The sequence below is a fragment of the Usitatibacter rugosus genome (assembly GCF_013003965.1).
Classification (GTDB): domain Bacteria; phylum Pseudomonadota; class Gammaproteobacteria; order Burkholderiales; family Usitatibacteraceae; genus Usitatibacter; species Usitatibacter rugosus.
In genome coordinates, this window is record NZ_CP053069.1 from 3,895,379 (window position 1) to 3,911,622 (window position 16,244).

The window sequence follows — 16,244 nt, forward strand, 5'->3', positions numbered from 1 at the left end:
GCGGGTTTCAGTGCGTTGCCTGTGACTAGTCCAATCAATAACGCTCGAGGTCGATGTCGATCGCGAGGGAGCGGATTTCCTTCACCAGCACGTTGAACGACTCGGGCATGCCCGCCTCGATCTTGTGCTCGCCCTTCACGATGTTCTCGTAGACCTTGGTGCGGCCCTGCGTGTCGTCCGACTTGACGGTGAGCATCTCCTGCAGCGTGTACGAGGCGCCGTACGCTTCCAGCGCCCAGACCTCCATCTCGCCGAAGCGCTGGCCGCCGAACTGCGCCTTGCCGCCCAGCGGCTGCTGGGTGACGAGCGAGTACGGGCCGGTGGAACGCGCGTGCATCTTGTCGTCGACCAGGTGGTGCAGCTTCAGGATGTGCATGTAGCCCACGGTCACCGAGCGGTCGAAGGCATCGCCCGTGCGGCCGTCGAACAGCGTGATCTGGCCGCTGCGCGGGTGGCCGGCCAGCTCGAGCATGTCCTTGATCTCGACCTCGGTCGCGCCGTCGAACACCGGCGTCGCGAACGGAACGCCCGCCTGGAGGTTGCGGCAGAGCTCGATGATCTCCTCGTCCGTGAACGAAGCGAGGTCTTCCTTCTTGCCCGCTCCGTTGTAGATCTTCTCGAGGAACTTGCGCAGCTTGGCCGGAGCCTCCTGGGCGCGCAGCATCTCCTGGATGCGCTGGCCCAGGCCCTTGGCGGCCCAGCCCAGGTGCGTCTCGAGGATCTGCCCCACGTTCATCCGCGAAGGCACGCCGAGCGGGTTCAGCACGATGTCGACGGGGGTGCCGTCGGCCATGAAGGGCATGTCCTCGACCGGGACGATCTTGGAGATCACGCCCTTGTTGCCGTGGCGGCCGGCCATCTTGTCGCCCGGCTGCAGGCGGCGCTTCACCGCGACGTAGACCTTCACCATCTTCTGCACGCCCGGGGGCAGCTCGTCGCCCTGCGTGAGCTTCTTCTTCTTCTCCTCGAAGGCCTTGTCGAACTCCTTGCGGGTGAGCTCGAGGCTCTCGCGCAGCTGCTCCAGCTGGACGGCGGAGTCGTCATCCGTGAGGCGGATGTCGAACCACTCGTGGCGCTCGAGCTCGGCCAGGTACGCCTTGGCGATCTTGGCGCCCTTGGCGAGCTTCTTCGGGCCGCCCTTGGCGGTCTTGCCCGTGAGCATGCGCTCCAGGCGCGCGAAGAGGTCGTCCTCGACGATGCGCAGCTGGTCGTGGAGGTCCTTGCGGTAGTCCTTCAGCTGCTCGTCGATGATCTGCTGGGCGCGCTTGTCGCGCTGGATGCCCTCGCGGGTGAAGACCTGCACGTCGATCACGGTGCCGTTGATGCCCGAGGGCACGCGCAGCGACGTGTCCTTCACGTCGGAGGCCTTCTCGCCGAAGATGGCGCGCAGCAGCTTCTCTTCGGGGGTGAGCTGCGTCTCGCCCTTCGGCGTGACCTTGCCCACCAGCACGTCGCCGGCCTCGACTTCGGCCCCGATGTAGACGATGCCCGACTCGTCCAGGCGCGAGAGCATGCGCTCGGAGAGGTTCGAGATGTCGCGGGTGATCTCCTCGGCGCCGAGCTTCGTGTCGCGCGCGACGACGACCAGCTCCTCGATGTGGATCGAGGTGTAGCGGTCTTCGGCGACGATGCGCTCGGAGATGAGGATGGAGTCCTCGAAGTTGTAGCCGTTCCAGGGCATGAACGCGACCAGCAGGTTCTGGCCCAGCGCCAGCTCGCCCATGTCGGTCGAGGCGCCGTCGGCCACCACGTCACCGGCGGCGATCTGGTCGTTCACCTTCACCAGGGGACGCTGGTTGATGTTGGTGTTCTGGTTGGAGCGCGTGTACTTCGTGAGGTTGTAGATGTCCACGCCCGCTTCGCCCGGGCGCGTCTCGTTGTCGTTCACGCGAACGACGATGCGGCCGGCGTCCACGTAGTCGATGCGGCCGCCGCGGCGTGCCTGGACGGCAGTGCCGGAGTCGATCGCGACCGTGCGCTCGATGCCGGTGCCGACGAGGGACTTCTCGGCACGCAGGCAGGGAACGGCCTGGCGCTGCATGTTGGAGCCCATCAGCGCGCGGTTCGCGTCATCGTGCTCGAGGAACGGGATCAGCGAAGCGGCGACCGACACGATCTGCGAGGGCGCGACGTCGATGTACTCGATCTTCTCCGGGCCGGACAGCGTGAATTCGTTGCGGTGGCGGCACGAGACCAGCTCGTCGACGAACTTGCCGTGCTTGTCCACCTCGGCGTTCGCCTGCGCGATCGTGTACTTGCCTTCCTCGATCGCCGACAGGTACTCGATGTCCTTCGTGACCTTGCCGTCATGCACCTTGCGGTACGGGGTCTCGATGAAGCCGAACTCGTTCGTGCGCGCGTAGAGTGCGAGCGAGTTGATGAGGCCGATGTTCGGGCCTTCCGGCGTCTCGATCGGGCAGACGCGGCCGTAGTGCGTCGGGTGCACGTCGCGCACCTCGAAGCCGGCGCGCTCGCGCGTCAAGCCGCCCGGGCCCAGGGCCGAGATGCGGCGCTTGTGCGTGATCTCGGACAGCGGGTTGGTCTGGTCCATGAACTGCGAGAGCTGCGAGGAGCCGAAGAACTCCTTGATCGCCGCGGAGACGGGCTTCGCGTTGATCAGGTCGTGCGGCATCAGCTGCTCGCTCTCGGCCTGCGAGAGGCGCTCGCGCACGGCGCGCTCGACGCGGACGAGGCCCGAGCGGAACTGGTTCTCCGCCAGCTCGCCCACGGAACGCACGCGGCGGTTGCCGAGGTGGTCGATGTCGTCGATCTCGCCGCGGCCGTTGCGCAGCTCCACGAGGATCTTGATCACCGCGACGATGTCCTCGTTGGACAGCGTCATCTTGCCCGTGAGCTCGTCCTTGCCCACGCGGCGGTTGAACTTCATGCGGCCGACGTCGGAGAGGTCGTAGCGGTCTTCGTTGAAGAAGAGTCCGCCGAAGAGCGTCTTCACGGCCTCCTCGGTGGGCGGCTCGCCGGGACGCATCATGCGGTAGATGGCGACCTGGGCGTTGAGCTGGTCGACGGTCTCGTCGATGCGCAGGGTCTGCGAGATGTACGGGCCCTGGTCGAGGTCGTTGGTGTAGAGGGTCTGCAGCGTCTCGATGCCGGAGTCCAGGAGCTTCTTGAGGACGGCTTCGGTGATCTCGTCGTTGGCGTTCGCCACGATCTCGCCCGTGGTGGTGTTCACCGTGTTCTTGGCGATCACGCGGCCGAGGAGGTAGTCGGGCTCGACGGAGAGCTTCTTCATGCCCGCGGCTTCCAGCTCGCGGATGTGCTTCACGGTGATGCGCTTGTCCTTCTGGACGATGACCTTGCCGGCCTTCGTCGCGATGTCGAAGCGCGCGATCTCGCCGCGCAGGCGCTCGGGGACGATGTCGAACTCGATGCCGCCCTTCTTGGCGAAATGGAACGTGTCGAACGCGAAGAAATGCTCGAGGATCTGCTCGGGCTTGTAGCCGAGCGCCTTCAGCAGGATCGTCACCGGCATCTTGCGGCGGCGGTCGACGCGGAAGTAGAGGTAGTCCTTGGGGTCGAACTCGAAATCGAGCCACGAGCCGCGGTACGGAATCACGCGGGCCGAGAACAGGAGCTTGCCGGAGGAGTGCGTCTTGCCGCGGTCGTGCTCGAAGAACACGCCGGGCGAGCGGTGCAGCTGGGAGACGATGACGCGCTCGGTGCCGTTGATGACGAAGGAGCCGTTGCGGGTCATGAGCGGGATCTCGCCCATGTACACCTCCTGCTCCTTCATCTCCTTGATGGTCGGCTTGGTCGCTTCGCGATCCATGATCACCAGGCGGACCTTCGCGCGCAGCGGGCTGGCGAAGGTGAGGCCGCGTTGCTGGCACTCCACCACGTCGAACGGGGGCTCGCCCAGGGCGTAGCTCACGTACTCCAGGCGGGCGCTGCCCGAATGGCTGGAGATCGGGAACACCGACTGGAAGGCCGACTGCAGGCCGGACTCGATGCGCTTGTCCGCATGCGATTCAGCCTGCAGGAACTCGGCGTACGAGTTGATCTGCGTGGCCAGGAGGAAGGGCACATCCAGGACGGCCGCGCGCTTCGCGAAGCTCTTGCGGATGCGTTTCTTCTCGGTGAAAGAATAGGTCATGTGAACTCCGGATCGACGGCCGCGGGTTGCCCGCTGCCGTGCTTCCGACTGGTGCCAACAGGGCCTGGTGGCTCGCCGCTACGAGCCGCTGGCGGACGGCCCACGGGGACGTGGGCCCGACCAAACCTGTCTCCTGCAGTCGCTTCAGAAGACAAAGACAAGCCCCCGGGGAGGCTTGTCTTTGGCGTCTGGTGCCTGCCGGGCGGTGCTCCTCCCGGCAGACCCCCCAACATGGGGGCGAATTACTTGATTTCGACCTTGGCGCCGGCTTCTTCCATCTTCTTCTTGATGGCTTCGGCGTCGGCCTTGTTCACGCCTTCCTTCAGGGGCTTCGGCGCGCCGTCGACGAGGTCCTTGGCTTCTTTCAAGCCCAGGCCCGTGACTTCACGCACGGCCTTGATGGTGTTCACCTTGTTCTCGCCGGCGGCGGCAAGGATCACGTTGAATTCGGTCTTCTCTTCGGCGGCAGCGGCACCACCACCGGCCGCGGGGGCGGCGACGGCGATGGAGGCGGCAGCGGCGGAGACGCCGAACTTGGTTTCCATGTCCTTGATGAGCTGCGAGATCTCGAGGACCGACTTGGCCGAGATCGCGTCGAGGATTTCCTGGTTGCTGAGTGCCATTAGTAATGCTCCTGGTTCGATTAAGGTCTTTGAAATGGAAGTCGCGGCGGGATCAGGCGGAAGCCTTTTCCTTCTGGTCGCGCACGGCAGCGAGGGTCCGCACGAGCTTGCTCGGCACCTCGTTCAGCGTCTGGACGAACTTGGTGATCGGGGCCTGCATCGTGCCCATCAGCGTGGCAAGCAACTGCTCGCGGCTGGGCAGCGTGGCAAGGGCTCCGATTTCCTTCGCCGTCATCAGCTGGCCGGGCATCGCTCCGCCCATGATGACCAGCTTGTCGTTCGTCTTCGCGTAGGTGTGGAGCACCTTCGCGGCAGCCACCGGGTCTTCGGAAATGCCGTAGGCGAGAGGGCCGACCATCTTCTCGGCGAGCTTCTCGAACGGCGTTCCCTGGACCGCGCGGCGCGCGAGGGTGTTCTTCAACACGCGAAGATAGACGCCGGAAGCGCGCGCTTGCGCGCGCAGTTGCGTAGCGCTCTCCACGGGCAGGCCGCGGTACTCGGCGATGACGATCGCCTGCGCCTTGGCCACGCGCGCGGAAATTTCCGCAACGACTTCCTTCTTCTCTTCGAGATTCAGACTCAAGGTCTTCTCCTTGCTGTGAATAGCGACCTCGGCCAGGAACTGCAGATCCTGATTGGGGTTCGCCATCTGCGTAGGTTTCGGGACTGTTCCCCCTCGATTGAGCCCTCGCGGGCACCTACGGTCTTTGACAACCCGCCGCCCCGTGATGCGGGCAGCGGCCCAAAGTTCGGTTTAGTGGCCCCCGACCGCGCTGGCTCCCGCCATGCCGGTCTGGTCCACCCTGACGCCCACGCCCATCGTGCTCGAGACCGAGACCTTCTTCAGGTAGATCCCCTTCAGCGCGGTGGGCTTCGATTTGTTGATCGCTCCGAGCAGCGCCTCGAAGTTCTCGGCCAGCGCTTCCACGTCGAACGAGGCACGGCCGATCGTGCACTGCACGATGCCCGCCTTGTCGGCGCGGTACTGCACCTGGCCGCCCTTCGCGGCCTTGACGGCCTCGGCGACGTTCGGCGACACGGTGCCCACTTTCGGGTTGGGCATCAGGCCGCGCGGGCCCAGCACCTGGCCGAGCGGGCCGACGACCTTCATCGCGTCCGGGGAGGCGATGACGACGTCGAAGTCCATGAAGCCGCCCTTGATCTTCTCGGCGAGGTCGTCGAAGCCGACGATGTCGGCGCCGGCGGCCTTCGCGGCTTCCACGTTGGCGCCCTGCGTGAACACGGCCACGCGCACGGTCTTGCCCGTGCCGCGCGGCAGCACGACGGAGCCGCGGACCACTTGGTCCGACTTCTTCACGTCGATGCCGAGGTTCACGGCCACGTCGACGGACTCGTCGAACTTGGCGGTGGCGGTCTGCTTCACCAGGCCCAGCGCGTCCTTGAGGGCGTAGTGCTTGGCGCGGTCGACGAGACCGATGTTCTTTTCAACTCGCTTGGACATGTTAGATCCCCTCCACTTCGACGCCCATGCTGCGGGCGCTGCCGGCGATGGTGCGCACGGCGGCATTCAGGTCGGCGGCGGTGAGGTCCGGCATCTTGGTCTTCGCGATTTCCTCGGCCTGCGCGCGCGTGAGCTTGCCCACCTTGTCGGTGTGCGGCGTCTTGCTGCCCTTCTCGAGCTTGATGGCCTTCTTGATCAGGACCGTCGCGGGCGGGGTCTTGATGATGAAGGTGAAGCTCTTGTCCGCGAACGCGGTGATCACCACCGGCAGCATCAGGCCCGGTTCCATCTTCTGGGTCTGCGCGTTGAACGCCTTGCAGAACTCCATGATGTTCAGGCCACGCTGGCCCAGCGCGGGTCCGATGGGCGGCGAGGGATTCGCCTTGCCCGCCGGCACTTGCAGCTTGATGAAGCCGACAACTTTCTTTGCCACGGTCATTCTCCCCGGGTGCTGGCGGACTCGCCGATCGGCTCGCCCTCCCCGTTCAGGTTGTCCAGGAAGCGCCTGGACTGCGCTGCGTCAATTCTTCAGGCCTTCTCGACCTGGCCGAACTCGAGCTCGACCGGCGTGGGGCGCCCGAAAATCAGCACCGAGACGCGGATCTTGCTCTTCTCGTAGTTCACTTCCTCCACCGAGCCGTTGAAGTCGTTGAAGGGACCGTCGGTGACCCGCACCGTCTCGCCCACTTCGAACAGCACCTTCGGCTTCGGCTTCTCCACGCCCTCCTGCACCTGGTGCAGGATGTTCTCCACTTCCTTGTCCGAGATGGGCGTCGGGCGCATCGCCGTGCCACCGATGAAGCCGGTGACCTTCGGCGTGCTCTTCACCAGGTGCCAGGTCTCGTCCGTCATGTCCATCTGCACCAGGATGTAGCCCGGGAAGAAGCGACGCTCGGAGAGCGCCTTCTGGCCCTTCTTCAGCTCCACCACTTCCTCGGTGGGCACCAGGACCTGGCCGAACTTGTCGGCCATGCCCGAGCGCTTGATCCGGTCGATCAGGGCGGCCTGGATGCTCTTCTCCTGGCCCGAATAGGCGTGCACGACGTACCAGCGCATCGACATCATCAGCCTCCCTGCCCGAGCAGTTTTTGCGTGACCCACAGGAGCCCCGCGTCCACCACCCACAGGAACAGCGCCATCACGAACACGAACAGGAACACCACGCCCGTCGTCTGCAGCGTCTCCTTGCGGGAGGGCCACACGACGCGCTTGGCTTCCTCGGCGGACTCGCGCGCGAACACGACGAAGTCCTTGCCCGGCTGCGTGAGCCACATGATGCCCGCCGCCACGGCAAACGACCCCAGCAGCACGCCGAGGCGCACGACCGTGGGGTAGTTCTCGCGCAGCGCGTAGAAGCCGTACAACCCGGCCACTGCGATCAGCGCCGCGATCGCCATCTTGATTCGTTCCGCCATCACGCCTCTGTTCCGTTTCTGCGTCTGGCAGGCCAGGAGGGTCTCGAACCCCCAACCTGCGGTTTTGGAGACCGCCGCTCTGCCAATTGAGCTACTGGCCTGTGTTCCTTCAGCTGACTACTCGAGAATCTTGGAGACGACGCCGGCGCCGACGGTGCGGCCGCCTTCGCGAATGGCGAAGCGAAGTCCCTCTTCCATGGCGATGGGCGCAATCAGCGTCACCGTCATCTTGATGTTGTCACCGGGCATGACCATCTCGGTGCCTTCCGGCAGCACCAGCGCGCCAGTCACGTCGGTGGTGCGGAAGTAGAACTGCGGGCGATAGCCGTTGAAGAACGGGGTATGACGGCCACCCTCTTCCTTCGACAGCACGTACACCTCGCACTCGAACTTCGTGTGCGGCGGAATCGAGCCCGGCTTGGCCAGCACCTGGCCACGCTCGACCTCTTCGCGCTTCGTGCCGCGCAGCAGGATCCCCACGTTGTCGCCGGCCTGCCCCTGGTCCAGGAGCTTCCTGAACATCTCGACACCCGTGCAGATCGTCTTGACCGTCGGCTTCAAGCCCACGATCTCGATCTCCTCGCCCACCTTGATCACGCCACGCTCGATGCGGCCCGTGACCACCGTGCCGCGACCCGAGATCGAGAACACGTCTTCCACCGGCATCAGGAACGTGCCGTCGATCGCGCGCTCCGGCGTCGGGATGTAGGAATCCAGCGCATCGGCCAGCTTCATGATCGCGCCTTCGCCCAGCTCGCCCGTATCACCCTCCAGCGCCTTCAGCGCCGAGCCGATGATGATCGGCGTCTTGTCGCCGGGAAACTTGTACTTGGAGAGCAGCTCGCGGACTTCCAGCTCCACCAGCTCCAGCAGCTCCTTGTCATCGACCATGTCCGCTTTGTTCATGAACACGATGATGTACGGCACGCCCACCTGGCGGGCCAGCAGGATGTGCTCTCGCGTCTGCGGCATCGGGCCATCGGCAGCGCTCACGACCAGGATCGCGCCATCCATCTGCGCCGCACCCGTGATCATGTTCTTCACGTAATCCGCGTGGCCCGGGCAATCGACGTGCGCGTAGTGGCGCTTGCTCGTCTCGTATTCCACGTGCGCCGTGTTGATCGTGATCCCGCGCGCCTTCTCCTCCGGCGCCGCGTCGATCTGGTCGTAGGCCTTCGCCTCGCCACCAAACTTCTTCGACAGCACCGTCGTGATCGCCGCCGTCAGCGTGGTCTTGCCGTGGTCCACGTGACCGATCGTGCCCACGTTCACGTGGGGCTTCGTACGCTCGAACTTGCCCTTGGCCATGATTTTCTCGTCCTCGATTAACTGGTGCCCATGACGCGGATTGAACGCGTGGCCTCTCCCTTACCAAGGGAGTGCTCTACCACTGAGCTACATGGGCGCTTTTGTGCCTTTGGAGCGGGTGAAGGGAATCGAACCCTCGTCGTAAGCTTGGAAGGCTTCTGCTCTACCATTGAGCTACACCCGCCCAGCCGTCCAACCCCCTGAATACTCAACTTAAATTATTTGGTGGAGAGGGTTGGATTCGAACCAACGTAGGCGCAAGGCCAACAGATTTACAGTCTGCCCCCTTTAGCCGCTCGGGCACCTCTCCGGGAACCCTCGATTATCCACCAGATTCGCGGTTTCGGGCAAGCAAAACAAGGATTTCCCCGCACGGGGCGGGTGGTGCCGGCAGTCCGAATCGAACGGACGACCTACCGCTTACAAGGCGGTTGCTCTACCAACTGAGCTATGCCGGCTAGCGGGCACTTACTTGGCTACTTGATGAGCTTCAGCTTGGCCCGGCCCGCGGCAGGCGGCTTGGGGGGTTCGGAATCGGCGCCGGCCTCGGCCACCATCGGCGTGGCGGGCGACAGCGCTGTGGGCGCCTCGACCGTGAAGAAGGCGCCCTGGCCGTTTTCGCGCGCGAAGATGCCCTGCACGCGGTCGACCGGGATGTTCACCTCGCGCGACACGCCGTTGAACCGCGCGGAGAACTGGATCAGCTCGTTGTTGATCGTGAGGTTGCGCGTGGCGTTCAGGCTCACGTTGAGCACGATCTCCCCGCTCTTCACATACTCCATCGGCACCCGGGTCCGGTCATCCACCTTCACGCTGAGATAGGGCGTGTAGCCGCAGTCCGAGCACCACTCGTAGATGGCGCGGATGAAATACGGCTTGGTGGAGACTTCGGCCATGGCACTACCGGCGCATCGCCTTCTCGGAGGCCGTCATCGAGTCGATGAACGCCTGGCGCGAGAACAGGCGCTCGGCGTACTTGAGCAGCGGGGCCGACTGCTTGTTCAGCTGGATCTGGTACTGGTCCAGGCGCCACAGCAGCGGGGCGATCGCCACGTCCAGCATCGAGAACTCCTCGCCCAGCATGTACTTCTGCTTCACGAAGATGGGCGCGATCTGGATCAGGTTCTCGCGCACGTACAGGCGCGCCTTCTCCTGCGCCTTCTGGGTGCCGGACTCCAGCGTCTGCACGTGGTTGAAGAGCTCCTGCTCGAAGCGGAACAGGAAGAGGCGCGCGCGGGCGCGCATCACCGGGTCCGCCGGCATCAGCTGCGGATGCGGGAAGCGCTCGTCGATGTACTCGTTGATGATGTTCGACTCGTACAGGACGAGGTCGCGCTCCACCAGCACCGGCGTGCGGTTGTACGGGTTCATCACCGCGAGGTCCTCGGGCTTGTTCATGAGGTCCACGTCGATGATCTCGAAATCCATGCCCTTTTCGTAGAGCACGATCCGGCAACGGTGGCTGAAGGGATCGGTGATCCCCGAGTAGAGCGTCATCATCTTTTCTTTACCCCTTGTGGCATCCCGGGACACTCACGGCCCCGTTGGTCCCGCGCGCCGCTTCCGGTTAGCGGACGTCCTTCCAGTATTCGTTCTTGAGCAGCAGCGTGATCACGACGAAGCCCGTCAGGAAGAAGAGGACGACGATCCCCCACATCTTGCGGTTCGTCTGCGCCGGCTCCGACAGGTACGTCATGAAGTTCACGAGGTCGGCGACGTACTGGTCGTACTCCACCGGCTTCAGCTTCCCCGGGCCGGCGAGCGCGAGCTTGCGCGTCTCGACCTTGTCGCCCGTGTTCGGGTCCATCTTCGACGTCACCTGCAGCACCGGCTCGCCCTGGTACTCCCACAGCACGTGGGGCATGCCCACGTTCGGGAACACGGTGTTGTTCCAGCCCGTCTTGGTGGACGGATCGCGGTAGAAGCCGCGCAGGTACGTGTAGATCCAGTCCGAGCCGCGCGAGCGCGCGAGCAGCGAGAGATCCGGCGGCACGACGCCGAAGAAGGCCTTCGCGTCCTTCGGGTCGAGCACGGCCACCATCGGTTCGCCGACCTTCTCGCCCGCGAGGACGAGGTTGTCGACGATCTGCGCCTCGGTGAGGCCCAGGTCCGTGAGGCGGCTGTAGCGCATCGCGCTCGCCGAATGGCAGTTGAGGCAGTGGTTCACGAAGATCTGGGCGCCGCGCTGCAGCGATGCGTTGTCGTGCAGGTTCACGGGCGCGCGGTCGAGCTGGACCTTCGCGCCGGAGGCCAGGGCCAGGGCGGGAGCGACGGCGAGCGCCGCGAGGAGGGTACGGAAGAGTTTCTTCATGTCGATCACCCCGTGACCCGTTGCGGTTCGGGCTTCTCTTTGTCCCGGCTCGTGTACCACGGCATCAGCAGGAAGAACGCGAAGTACACGACGGTCAGCACGCGCGCGACCCACAGCGCGACATAGTCGCCGCCGACGATCGGCAGGCCCTTGCCGAACTCGCCGAACACCGTGGTGGGCTCGACGCCGAGGTAGCCCAGGATCAGGAACGAGATCACGAAGGCCGTAAACCAGGCCTTGTAGACCGGCCCGCGGTAGCGGATCGACTTCACCTTGCCGCGGTCGAGCCAGGGCAGGAGGAAGAGGATCATCGTGGCCGCGCCCATCACCGCGACGCCCGGGAACTGCGAGTTGAAGATGGGCGGGATCGCGCGGAGCATCGCGTAGTACGGCGTGAAGTACCACACCGGGGCGATGTGCTCCGGGGTCTTCAGCGGGTCCGCGGGCACGAAGTTGTTGTACTCGAGGAAGTAGCCGCCCATCTCGGGCGAGAAGAACACGATCGCCGAGAACACGAGCAGGAAGACGGCGACCCCGAAGATGTCCTTGATCGTGTAGTACGGGTGCATCGGGATGCCGTCGACCGGGTGGCCGCTCTTCGGGTCGATGTTCTTGTAGATCTCGACGCCGTCGGGGTTGTTCGATCCCACCTCATGCAGCGCCGTCAGGTGCGCGGCGACGAGGCCCAGGATCACCAGCGGCAGCGCGACCACGTGCAGCGCGAAGAAGCGGTTCAGCGTCGCGTCGGAGACGTTGTAGTCGCCGCGGATCCACACCGCCAGCTCCTCGCCGATGAACGGCACGGTGCCGAACAGGTTGATGATCACCTGGGCGCCCCAGTAGGACATCTGGCCCCACGGAAGCAGGTAGCCGAAGAACGCCTCGCCCATCAGCGAGAGGTAGATCAGCACGCCGAAGATCCAGATCAGCTCCCGGGGCTTGCGGTACGAGCCGTACATGAGCCCGCGGGCCATGTGCAGGTACACGCAGATGAAGAACATCGACGCGCCGGTCGAGTGGATGTAGCGGATCAGCCAGCCGCCGGGCACGTCGCGCATGATGAACTCGACCGACGCGAAGGCGTGCTCCGCGCTCGGCTTGTAGTTCATCGTGAGGAAGATGCCGGAGGCGATCTGGATCACCAGGCACAGCAGCGCGAGCGACCCGAAGTAGTACCACCAGTTGAAGTTCTTCGGCGCGTAGTACTCGGAGAGCTGCTCCTTCCACATGCGCACCAGCGGGAAACGCGCGTCGACCCACGTGAGGATGCCGTTGAAACGCCCGGCTCCCGTGACGGGAGGCTTGTTCAGGACGGCCATCTTGTCAGGCTCCCTTGGGGTCCTCGCCGATAACGATCACGGCGTCGGATTTGTAGTTATGGGGGGGAATCTTCAGGTTGGTCGGGGCCGGGGAGCCCTTGAACACGCGTGCCGAAAGATCGAAGCGGGAGTTGTGGCACGGGCAGTAGTAGCCGCCCGGCCAGTCGGGGCCCATGTCGGAGGCGGCGCCGATCTCCTTCTTCAGGGTGGGCGAGCAGCCGAGGTGCGTGCAGACGCCCTCGCAGACGAAGTATTCGGGCTTGATCGCGCGCTCGCGGCCCTTGATGTAGGCCGGCTGCTGCGGAACGGTGCATTCCGGGTCGACCAGGAGCGGGTCGGCCTTCGGGAGGATGTCGAGCATCTCCTTCGTGCGGCGCAGCACCCAGATCGGCTTGCCGCGCCATTCGACGGTGATCTGCTGGCCGGGCTCGAGCTTGTCGATCGGCACTTCGACGGGCGCGCCGGCCGCGAGGGCCCGGGCGCTGGGGAACCAGCTGAGGGCGAAGGGCGCTGCCACGCCGGCGCCGGCAGCGGCACCCACGGCGGCGGTCGCGACGATGAGCCAGCGGCGCTTTTTCTCGTCGACTTGGTCTTGGACGATGGCGGTCATTTTTATCTGGAGGGGGGAAATATCCGGGAGAAATATCCGGGGAATGCCGAAGGGTATCCGGGGAACAGGTGACTAATTGATTATTCTAGCGGATTCACCCCCCCTGCTTAAAGCCCAAGCTGTCGGTTCCCGCCGATTGACGCCCCCCGACACCCCCCTTAGATTGGCCCGAGCCCCCCGCCAAGCCACCGGAGAAAAACATGGGAATTGCATCGGAATTCAAGGAGTTCGCCGTCAAAGGCAATGTCGTCGACCTGGCGGTCGGCGTGATCATCGGGGCCGCGTTCGGAAAAATCGTCGACTCCCTGGTGAATGACGTCGTCATGCCCGTCATCGGGCGCCTGGTGGGGGGCCTGGACTTCTCCAACTACTTCATCGCGCTGAAGGACATCCCCCCCAACATCCCGATGACGCTGGAGGCGGTGAAGAAGGCGGGGATCCCGGTGCTCGCCTACGGGAATTTCCTCACCGTTTCGCTCAACTTCGTGATCCTGGCGTTCATCATCTTCCTGATGGTGAAACAGGTGAACAAGCTGCGGCGCGAGCCCGCCGTGGCGCCCCCGCCGCCGGAAGACGTGACGCTCCTTCGCGAGATCCGCGACCTGCTCAAGGCCAAGCAGGCCTAGATGCGCCGCGTATGGCTGCTCTTCGCGCAGGCGGTCACCGTGACGCTCGCGGTGCTGTTCGTCGTGAGCCTGGTGAAGCCGGACTGGCTCGCGTGGCGCACCAACGTGGTCGAGGTCCGCGAGGGTCCGGCCGCGCCCGCGATCTCGATGCAGCCCAACGCGCCGCGCCCCTATTCGTTCAGCGAGGCGGCGAAGAAGGCCATACCCTCGGTGGTGAACATCTCGGCCACGCGCCAGGTGAAGCGCGCGAACCCGCTGCTGCAGGACCCGGTGTTCCAGCGCTTCTTCGGCGACCGCTTCTCCGCGCCCCCCGAGACGCAGCTCTCGCTGGGCTCGGGCGTGATCGTGAGCCGCGACGGCTACATCCTCACCAACGACCACGTGGTCGAGGGCGTGACGGACATCCAGGTGACGCTGCACAACGGCCGCACGGTGCCCGCGAAAGTGGTCGGCCTCGATCCCGACACCGATCTCGCGGTGGTGCGAGTGGACGCCAACGGGCTCACGCCGATCACGTTCGGTCCGCCCGACAGCTCGCGCGTCGGCGACGTGGTGCTCGCCATCGGCGATCCGTTCAGCGTCGGCCAGACGGTGACCATGGGCATCGTGAGCGCGGTCGGCCGCGAGATCGGCAACGCGAGCCCCTTCGGCAGCTTCATCCAGACCGATGCGGCCATCAATCCCGGCAATTCCGGCGGCGCGCTCGTCGACACCAACGGCAACCTGGTCGGCATCAACACGCTGATCTTCTCGCGCACGGGCGGCTACCAGGGCATCGGATTCGCCATTCCGGTGAGCCTCGCGCGGCGCGTGATGGAGCAGATCATCGAGAACGGCGCGGTCACGCGCGGCTGGTTCGGCGTGGAGGTCGCGGACCTGAGCTCCGAGCTCGCGCAGTCCCTGGGGCTGAAGGGCACGACCAAGGGCGCCATCGTCGGCGCGATCGAGAAGGGCAGCCCCGCGGAAAAAGGCGGCATCAAGCTGGGCGACGTGATCACCAGCGTGAACGGCAAGTCCGTGTCGGACGTGAACCAGGCGCTCAACGCCATCGCCGAGGTGATCCCGGGCAAGACGGTGCCGGTGAAGGTGATCCGCAAGAACGCCGAGCTCTCCCTCGACGTGGTGGTCGGCAAGCGCCGGGCGCGCCCGCGCGGCGACGACTAGCCCTACTCGCCCGCCGGGTGCTCGGCTCCGGGGGCGGGGAGCTTGCGCTTCTCGACGAAGCGCGAGACGAAGATCCCGATCTCGTAGAGCAGGCACATCGGGATCGCGAGCGAGAGCTGCGAGACCACGTCGGGCGGCGTCACCACCGCGGCCACCACGAAGATGCCGACGATCACGTAGCCGCGCCACTCGCGCAGCTGGTCGGTGGTCACGAGCCCCGTCATCACGAGCACCACCACCACGACCGGCAGCTCGAAGGCGATGCCGAAGGACAGGAACATCCCGATCACGAAGTTGAAGTAGGCCTCGATGTCCGGGGCCACGGAGATGCTCTTCGGGGCGAACTTGTTGATGAACTCGAACACCGCGCCGAACACGAAGTAGTAGCAGAACGTCATGCCGATGAAGAACAGCAGGGTGCTGCTCACGATGAGGGGCAGCACCAGCTTCTTCTCGTGGGCGTAGAGCCCCGGCGCCACGAAGGCCCACGCCTGGTAGAGGACGTAGGGCAGCACCCCGAGGAAGGCGGCGAGCAGCGCGATCTTCATCGGGATCAGGAACGGGGTGATGACGCCGGTGGCGATCATCTTCGAGCCCGTGGGCAGCGATGCGATCACGGGGCGCGCGAGGAAGTCGTAGATCTCCGCGCTGAAGATGAAGGCCGGGATGAACGCGATGCCGACCGCCACGAGCACGCGGATCAGGCGGTCGCGCAGCTCGATCAGGTGGGAGAGGAACGTGTCGTTGCCGGCTTCCATCGTGGGGCCCTAGCCCGCCTTGCGGTCGCGCGTGGGCTCGGGCTCCTCGATGCCGAGCTCCATCTGCGGAGAGGGCGTGGGAGCAAGCGGCTCGGATGCGGATTCGAACGCGGATGCCGGTGACGACTCGAAAGCGTTGTCCGGCTCCGCGCCGGGCGGCGTGGTCAGCGGCTCCATCACGGAATCCGTCGACGAGGCCTTGAGCTGGGTCTCGATCGAGGACTGAGCCTCGCGCAGCTCCTGCTCCGTCTTCGTCGCGGTGGTCTCGATGTCCTGCTTGAACGAGCGCGCCGCGCCTTCGAACTCCGACTTCACGCGGTTGATCTCGGAGAGGTCCATCTCGCGGTTGATGTCGGACTTCACCTGCGTCACGTAGCGCTGCAGGCGGCCGAACAGCACGCCCAGCGTGCGCGCGACGCGCGGCAGCCGTTCCGGCCCGATCACCACGAGGGCCACGATGCCAATGACGAGAAGCTCGGAGAATCCGATGTCGAACATGCTTGAGGCCCGCGGCGCGGGCGCCGCGCGAAACGCCGC

At 65.1% G+C, this 16,244-nt stretch carries 17 protein-coding genes and 5 tRNA genes; 2 read left to right on the top strand and 20 right to left on the bottom strand.

The features are described from left to right. Positions 1–34: 34 nt before the first annotated feature. From rpoB to petA, 18 genes are all read right to left on the bottom strand, one after another. A complete protein-coding gene (rpoB, locus tag DSM104443_RS18415) occupies positions 35–4,111 on the bottom strand; it encodes a DNA-directed RNA polymerase subunit beta (RefSeq protein WP_171094883.1) in 4,077 nt (1,358 codons plus the stop codon). Positions 4,112–4,353: 242 nt separating this feature from the next. Beyond that, a complete protein-coding gene (rplL, locus tag DSM104443_RS18420; protein ID WP_171094885.1) occupies positions 4,354–4,734 on the bottom strand; it encodes a 50S ribosomal protein L7/L12 in 381 nt (126 codons plus the stop codon). A 52-nt stretch (positions 4,735–4,786) separates the two neighbouring features. Then, complete coding sequence (gene rplJ / locus DSM104443_RS18425; protein WP_171094886.1) at positions 4,787–5,317, bottom strand: 50S ribosomal protein L10; 531 nt, start codon at positions 5,315–5,317, stop codon at positions 4,787–4,789. Between the two features lie 171 nt (positions 5,318–5,488). Then, a complete protein-coding gene (gene rplA / locus DSM104443_RS18430; RefSeq protein ID WP_171094888.1) occupies positions 5,489–6,196 on the bottom strand; it encodes a 50S ribosomal protein L1 in 708 nt (235 codons plus the stop codon). 1 nt (position 6,197) lies between these two features. Next, positions 6,198–6,629, bottom strand: a complete 432-nt coding sequence (gene rplK / locus DSM104443_RS18435) for a 50S ribosomal protein L11 (RefSeq protein WP_171094891.1) — start codon at positions 6,627–6,629, stop codon at positions 6,198–6,200. 95 nt (positions 6,630–6,724) lie between these two features. Next, on the bottom strand, positions 6,725–7,258 hold the full coding sequence (nusG, locus tag DSM104443_RS18440) for a transcription termination/antitermination protein NusG (RefSeq protein WP_171096625.1): 534 nt from the start codon (positions 7,256–7,258) through the stop codon (positions 6,725–6,727). Positions 7,259–7,260: 2 nt separating this feature from the next. Next, positions 7,261–7,611: a preprotein translocase subunit SecE gene (gene secE / locus DSM104443_RS18445; protein WP_171094893.1), complete on the bottom strand. Its 351-nt coding sequence runs from the start codon at positions 7,609–7,611 to the stop codon at positions 7,261–7,263. Between the two features lie 25 nt (positions 7,612–7,636). After that, positions 7,637–7,712: transfer RNA gene (locus DSM104443_RS18450), tRNA-Trp, on the bottom strand. 16 nt (positions 7,713–7,728) lie between these two features. After that, complete coding sequence (gene tuf, locus DSM104443_RS18455; protein WP_171094875.1) at positions 7,729–8,919, bottom strand: elongation factor Tu; 1,191 nt, start codon at positions 8,917–8,919, stop codon at positions 7,729–7,731. A 22-nt stretch (positions 8,920–8,941) separates the two neighbouring features. After that, positions 8,942–9,016: transfer RNA gene (locus tag DSM104443_RS18460), tRNA-Thr, on the bottom strand. A 13-nt stretch (positions 9,017–9,029) separates the two neighbouring features. Further along, a tRNA-Gly gene (locus DSM104443_RS18465) sits at positions 9,030–9,103 on the bottom strand. Positions 9,104–9,142: 39 nt separating this feature from the next. Further along, a tRNA-Tyr gene (locus DSM104443_RS18470) sits at positions 9,143–9,229 on the bottom strand. Positions 9,230–9,301: 72 nt separating this feature from the next. Next, positions 9,302–9,377: transfer RNA gene (locus DSM104443_RS18475), tRNA-Thr, on the bottom strand. A gap of 18 nt (positions 9,378–9,395) precedes the next feature. Beyond that, positions 9,396–9,815 (bottom strand): ClpXP protease specificity-enhancing factor, encoded by a 420-nt coding sequence (locus tag DSM104443_RS18480; protein WP_171094895.1) that lies wholly within the window; start codon positions 9,813–9,815, stop codon positions 9,396–9,398. Positions 9,816–9,819: 4 nt separating this feature from the next. Then, complete coding sequence (locus DSM104443_RS18485) at positions 9,820–10,419, bottom strand: glutathione S-transferase N-terminal domain-containing protein (RefSeq protein ID WP_171094897.1); 600 nt, start codon at positions 10,417–10,419, stop codon at positions 9,820–9,822. 67 nt (positions 10,420–10,486) lie between these two features. Then, entirely contained in the window at positions 10,487–11,230 is a 744-nt protein-coding gene (locus tag DSM104443_RS18490; RefSeq protein WP_171094899.1) for a cytochrome c1, read from the bottom strand. Positions 11,231–11,235: 5 nt separating this feature from the next. Next, positions 11,236–12,549: a cytochrome b gene (locus DSM104443_RS18495; protein ID WP_171094901.1), complete on the bottom strand. Its 1,314-nt coding sequence runs from the start codon at positions 12,547–12,549 to the stop codon at positions 11,236–11,238. 4 nt (positions 12,550–12,553) lie between these two features. Then, positions 12,554–13,159 (bottom strand): ubiquinol-cytochrome c reductase iron-sulfur subunit, encoded by a 606-nt coding sequence (gene petA / locus DSM104443_RS18500; RefSeq protein WP_171094902.1) that lies wholly within the window; start codon positions 13,157–13,159, stop codon positions 12,554–12,556. 200 nt (positions 13,160–13,359) lie between these two features. Between petA and mscL the strand changes: the two genes are divergently transcribed. Both mscL and DSM104443_RS18510 read left to right on the top strand, forming a co-directional pair. After that, positions 13,360–13,785, top strand: a complete 426-nt coding sequence (mscL, locus tag DSM104443_RS18505) for a large conductance mechanosensitive channel protein MscL (protein WP_171094905.1) — start codon at positions 13,360–13,362, stop codon at positions 13,783–13,785. Then, the gene (locus DSM104443_RS18510; RefSeq protein ID WP_171094907.1) at positions 13,786–14,949 is read left to right on the top strand and encodes a trypsin-like peptidase domain-containing protein; all 1,164 of its coding nucleotides are present in this window, start codon (positions 13,786–13,788) and stop codon (positions 14,947–14,949) included. It begins immediately after the preceding gene. Positions 14,950–14,951: 2 nt separating this feature from the next. Here the strand turns inward: DSM104443_RS18510 and tatC are convergent, their stop codons facing one another. Then, complete coding sequence (gene tatC / locus DSM104443_RS18515) at positions 14,952–15,707, bottom strand: twin-arginine translocase subunit TatC (RefSeq protein ID WP_171094909.1); 756 nt, start codon at positions 15,705–15,707, stop codon at positions 14,952–14,954. A 9-nt stretch (positions 15,708–15,716) separates the two neighbouring features. Continuing rightward, positions 15,717–16,205, bottom strand: coding sequence for a Sec-independent protein translocase protein TatB (gene tatB, locus DSM104443_RS18520; protein WP_171094910.1), 489 nt, complete (start codon positions 16,203–16,205; stop codon positions 15,717–15,719). Between the last annotated feature and the right edge of the window lie 39 nt (positions 16,206–16,244).

What these genes read in the sequence shown, in the direction of transcription:
- rpoB (WP_171094883.1), bottom strand. Translation starts at nt 4,111, where the DNA reads ATGACCTATTCTTTCACCGAGAAGAAACGCATCCGCAAGAGCTTCGCG.
- DSM104443_RS18480 (WP_171094895.1), bottom strand. Translation starts at nt 9,815, where the DNA reads ATGGCCGAAGTCTCCACCAAGCCGTATTTCATCCGCGCCATCTACGAG.
- petA (WP_171094902.1), bottom strand. Translation starts at nt 13,159, where the DNA reads ATGACCGCCATCGTCCAAGACCAAGTCGACGAGAAAAAGCGCCGCTGG.
- tatB (WP_171094910.1), bottom strand. Translation starts at nt 16,205, where the DNA reads ATGTTCGACATCGGATTCTCCGAGCTTCTCGTCATTGGCATCGTGGCC.
- DSM104443_RS18490 (WP_171094899.1), bottom strand. Translation starts at nt 11,230, where the DNA reads ATGAAGAAACTCTTCCGTACCCTCCTCGCGGCGCTCGCCGTCGCTCCC.
- DSM104443_RS18510 (WP_171094907.1), top strand. Translation starts at nt 13,786, where the DNA reads ATGCGCCGCGTATGGCTGCTCTTCGCGCAGGCGGTCACCGTGACGCTC.
- secE (WP_171094893.1), bottom strand. Translation starts at nt 7,611, where the DNA reads ATGGCGGAACGAATCAAGATGGCGATCGCGGCGCTGATCGCAGTGGCC.
- tuf (WP_171094875.1), bottom strand. Translation starts at nt 8,919, where the DNA reads ATGGCCAAGGGCAAGTTCGAGCGTACGAAGCCCCACGTGAACGTGGGC.
- DSM104443_RS18495 (WP_171094901.1), bottom strand. Translation starts at nt 12,549, where the DNA reads ATGGCCGTCCTGAACAAGCCTCCCGTCACGGGAGCCGGGCGTTTCAAC.
- nusG (WP_171096625.1), bottom strand. Translation starts at nt 7,258, where the DNA reads ATGTCGATGCGCTGGTACGTCGTGCACGCCTATTCGGGCCAGGAGAAG.
- DSM104443_RS18485 (WP_171094897.1), bottom strand. Translation starts at nt 10,419, where the DNA reads ATGATGACGCTCTACTCGGGGATCACCGATCCCTTCAGCCACCGTTGC.
- rplL (WP_171094885.1), bottom strand. Translation starts at nt 4,734, where the DNA reads ATGGCACTCAGCAACCAGGAAATCCTCGACGCGATCTCGGCCAAGTCG.
- rplA (WP_171094888.1), bottom strand. Translation starts at nt 6,196, where the DNA reads ATGTCCAAGCGAGTTGAAAAGAACATCGGTCTCGTCGACCGCGCCAAG.
- mscL (WP_171094905.1), top strand. Translation starts at nt 13,360, where the DNA reads ATGGGAATTGCATCGGAATTCAAGGAGTTCGCCGTCAAAGGCAATGTC.
- tatC (WP_171094909.1), bottom strand. Translation starts at nt 15,707, where the DNA reads ATGGAAGCCGGCAACGACACGTTCCTCTCCCACCTGATCGAGCTGCGC.